The organism is Priestia sp. TSO9, from assembly GCF_021029645.1.
Lineage (GTDB): Bacteria > Bacillota > Bacilli > Bacillales > Bacillaceae_H > Priestia > Priestia megaterium_E.
In genome coordinates, this window is record NZ_JAJEKD010000039.1 from 1 (window position 1) to 417 (window position 417).

1 protein-coding gene and 1 pseudogene are annotated in these 417 nt (G+C 36.9%); both read right to left on the reverse strand.

All coding sequences use genetic code 11. The features are described 5' to 3' along the window. The coding region (locus tag LJC66_RS27455) for a S1 RNA-binding domain-containing protein (protein ID WP_230933930.1) at positions 1–132 on the reverse strand (132 nt) is incomplete at its 3' end. Positions 133–212: 80 nt separating this feature from the next. Beyond that, positions 213–417: pseudogene (gene divIC / locus LJC66_RS27460) on the reverse strand (cell division protein DivIC); the annotation flags it as partial.

Sequence of the window (417 nt, forward strand, 5' to 3'; positions counted from 1 at the left end):
TTTGACATAGTTATCAGCTACCTCACTGATGTGAACGAGACCGGTTGAGCCTCCAGGCAATTCAACAAATGCTCCAAAATTTGTAATACCTGTAATTTTCCCTTGCAACTTGCTGCCAACTTCAATCGACATAAAAAAAGTGCTCCTCCTTAGGCTTATAAAAAGATCGTTTGCTTAATTATACCTAAATAAAAATTTAAGTGTCAACAAGGCTACTTGCTCTTCTTCTCCACATTGAAGATAATTTCTCCGTCTCCAGACATGAATAAGTCCCTTCTGGCAAGCTCTGTGACGTAATCCTCATCCTTCAATTTGGATATTTCTTCTTTTAAATCCGTTTGTTTTGTCTTTAAACTTTTTAGTTCTTTTTCAAGCTGCTCTTTCTTTTCTTCTTTTGCGCTAAGGGAAGATGTTTGG